The organism is Pseudomonas edaphica (genome assembly GCF_005863185.1).
Lineage (GTDB): Bacteria > Pseudomonadota > Gammaproteobacteria > Pseudomonadales > Pseudomonadaceae > Aquipseudomonas > Aquipseudomonas edaphica.
In genome coordinates this window covers 1-2807 of the sequence record NZ_VBVZ01000733.1, presented here as the reverse complement: position 1 = coordinate 2807, position 2807 = coordinate 1, and the positions used below count along the sequence as shown (strand labels likewise).

Sequence of the window (2807 nt, the reverse complement as noted above, 5' to 3'; positions counted from 1 at the left end):
CAATAGTTGGTCATGCCTTTTTGCAGCAGGTGCTGGTCGTTAACGAAGGCATGCACCGTCAGCAGCTCGACGGATGACACGCCGAGCTGGCGAATATGTTTGAGCACGTCATCTTCCATCAGCCCGGCACAGGTGCCGCGCACCGACTCGCCCACTGACGGGTGACGCATGCTGATGCCACGCAGATGGGTTTCGTAGATGATCGTGCGGTCCCATGGCACCCGTACCGGCTGGTCGTTGCCCCAGGTGTGCGCAGGGTCGATGACCTTGCACTTGGGCACGAAGGGCGCGCTGTCGCGTTCGTCAAAACTGAGGTCGTCGTCCGGGTGGCCGATGGTGTAGCCGAACAGTGCCTCGGACCATTTGAGTTCACCCACCAGCTGTTTGGCATAGGGGTCGATCAGCAATTTGTTGTGGTTGAAGCGGTGACCATTGGCCGGGTCATACGCACCGTACACGCGGTAGCCGTAAATCAGCCCGGGGTGGGCGTCGGGCAGGTAGCCGTGGAAGGTTTCGTCGGTGTATTCGGGCAGTTCGATACGTTCAAGCTCGACCTCGCCGGTATCATCGAACAGGCACAGCTCGACCTTGGTGGCATTGGCTGAGAACAGCGCAAAGTTGACACCCAGGCCATCCCAGGTGGCGCCTAGAGGGAAGGGCAAACCTTCACGAATCCGCGACGGCTCGTTTTGCGGCGTGGCTGGGTTGTTAGCGGGTTTGCTCATTAAATTGCTCCTGCAAGGGTCTTTTTTCGGGCCGAGCGCTACCGTGCCGACGGTTGCTCAGCTGGCGCACTGAAAAGTAAAAAGGGCCTCCTGGCGACAATGTCGGCAGGAGGCGCGTGGGCTGTTAAGGCTTGGGCTTTTTTGGCGCCGCAGGCTTTTTGGCCGCTGGCGGTGCGGGCTTGCTGGCCGCCGGGGCCGGCGGCTTGGCTTTTGGCGCAGGCTTGGGAGCGGTCTTGGGTTTGGCCGCAGCTTTGGGTTTGCTTGGGGTCAGCGCTTCGGCTTCGGCTAATTTGCGCGCCATCTCCCAGTGGCGTGCATCTTCACCGTGGGGCTTGCCTTCGGATTCCCAGATCTGATGCGCCAACTCGCGTATGCGTTTGTCTTCAGTACTCATCGCAATACTCCTCACAGAAAATTTTCAGCTTTCTTGATCATCGGGATTGATAAAGACATTGACCGGGAAATCCCCCAGGGCAGCGCTGATCAACAGCTCCTTGTTTGGTGTGACTGCGCCTGTATGAAAAAGTCCCTTCCAGTTTTGTGTTGTGGTGGCGAACGGTAATTTCACCCGCGTATCGCCCCAAACCTGCGCATTGATATGGGGTTGTTCACCGTTTTCCAGCAGGCGATGGGGCCAGCGTGGCACCACCACCAGCAGGTGTTTGCCTTGATACGTGCGGCAAAATGCGACGACGTGATCGGCGTGTTTGCCTACCACTTCCAGCGGCGTGTAGCTGCCGCGTTGGAAGCGTTCGGCGTTGGCCTTGCGCACGGCCAGCACCTGGGCAATCAGCGCCTGTTTGATACGCCCGTCGCGCCAATGGGACAACAGCTCGCCGACGTCCGGCGGTGTGTTCAACGCCTGTTGCCGTGCGTTGAAGTCCACCGGGCGGCGGTTGTCCGGGTCTACCAGGCTGAAGTCCCAGAACTCATCGCCCTGGTACAAATCCGGTACACCCGGCACGGTGATACGAAGCAAGGATTGCGCCAGGCCGTTCAGTGCGCCCGCCGGGGCGATGGCCTGGGCGGCGCTGCCGATGGCCTTGCGTAACGGGGTGCCGGCATCGCTGAGCAATAGGCGTGACAGGAAGGCATCGACCGCCTGTTCATAGGCTTCGTTGGGCGCGCTCCAACTGCTTTGCAACTTGGCTTCGCGCAGGGCTTTTTGCTGCCATTGCCACAGGCGTTGCTGGTAAGACTGCAAGTCTGGGTTGGTTTCCAGCGGCCAACTGCCGAGCAGCACTTGATAAAGGATCAGCTCATCGCCCGCCGACGGGCTGTGTGCATCCTCGCGAAACGGTGCGGCGAGGCGGCGCCAATGCTCGACCTGTTCGACATACCACGGCGCGCATTCACTCAGCACTGCAAGGCGCGCGCGCGTGTCTTCACCGCGCTTGTGGTCGTGGGTGGCGGTGGCCAGCAGGTTGTCGGGGAAGGTCTGCAAACGCTGCTGGTTAGCCGCGTGAAAATCCGCCAACGGCGCACTGAACTGTTCGGTGCTGAAGCCCACATCGTTACGCGACAGCAGCACCGCCGAGCGGTAGAAGGCGGTGTCTTCCACGGCCTTGGCCGCCGCCGGCGACGTGAGCTGCTGGAAGCGCACGCAGGCATGCTTGAGCATCTTGCGTTCACGCCCGACCGGGCGGTTGCGCCACGGCTGGCCGCCCAGCCATTTTTCCAGGTGGTCGAGCACCGGCCAGTCGCCTTCGCCCAAGGTGCTGCGAGCACCGGCCAAGGCTTGCAGGAAAAACACATCATCATGGGCGCTGCGCCCACGGGCACTGATGTAGGTGCGGTACACCGGGAAGTGCACGATCAGCTCCTGCAAGGCACGGCGGATTGCGCCCAGGGTCAGGTCGCGGGTCATCACGTCGTCGCGAGCCACTTGCAGCAGGGCCTGGGCCACACTCTCGAAGTCACCGGCCAGGGAACCGTTGAGAATCTGCTGGCGGGCCAGCCAGGCTTCTTCGATAAACGCGGCGGGCCGTTCACTGTGGCGCGTCCACAGCTGCGCCAACGGCGCAAAGCCTGTTGGGTCGTGCTGCAACAGCGACAGCTGGTTCATGAATTCATAGCCGGTGG

2 protein-coding genes and 1 pseudogene are annotated in these 2807 nt (G+C 61.5%); all 3 read right to left on the bottom strand.

Translation table 11 applies throughout. The features are described from left to right. Positions 1–725 (bottom strand): annotated as a pseudogene (locus FEM54_RS29710) (glycogen debranching protein GlgX); the annotation flags it as partial. Between the two features lie 124 nt (positions 726–849). Then, complete coding sequence (locus tag FEM54_RS29705; protein ID WP_017138916.1) at positions 850–1119, bottom strand: DUF2934 domain-containing protein; 270 nt, start codon at positions 1117–1119, stop codon at positions 850–852. A gap of 24 nt (positions 1120–1143) precedes the next feature. Continuing rightward, positions 1144–2807: malto-oligosyltrehalose synthase (treY, locus tag FEM54_RS29700; RefSeq protein WP_138453972.1), on the bottom strand; the 1664-nt coding region annotated here is incomplete at its 5' end.

What these genes read in the sequence shown, in the direction of transcription:
- FEM54_RS29705 (WP_017138916.1), bottom strand. Translation starts at nt 1,119, where the DNA reads ATGAGTACTGAAGACAAACGCATACGCGAGTTGGCGCATCAGATCTGG.